The organism is Stenotrophomonas sp. SrG, from assembly GCF_050031795.1.
GTDB classification, from domain to species: domain Bacteria; phylum Pseudomonadota; class Gammaproteobacteria; order Xanthomonadales; family Xanthomonadaceae; genus Stenotrophomonas; species Stenotrophomonas rhizophila_A.
The window spans coordinates 1-254 of the sequence record NZ_JBNBBE010000525.1 but is presented as its reverse complement, the minus strand read 5'-3'; the positions used below and the strand labels follow the sequence as shown (position 1 = coordinate 254).

The 254-nt window shown below is 64.6% G+C and carries 1 protein-coding gene; it reads right to left on the bottom strand.

The annotated features are described in order from the left end of the window. On the bottom strand, positions 1 to 188 hold a 188-nt coding region (locus ACQG3P_RS20725), incomplete at its 3' end, for a hypothetical protein (protein ID WP_426806105.1). Positions 189 to 254: the final 66 nt, after the last annotated feature.

Below are 254 nucleotides of genomic sequence, written 5' to 3'. Positions count from 1 at the left end.
CCATACAGCGGATGTTTTGCCAGCCCCGCCGACTGGCCGGGATCGAACTGGCCGCGTTCGGCATTCTCGATGGCCGCCTTCATCTGCGCGCGCTGGGAGTCCAGGCTCTGGGCACCGGCATCGGCGCCCACGCCCGTACAGGCGAGCAGGGTGGCGGAAATGAGGATCAGGAGGGGGAGTCGGTTCATGCCGAAAGGATAGCGGGCAGGGGTGAAAGCCTGTGACGGCAAGCAAACTCAATGATGAACGGCACC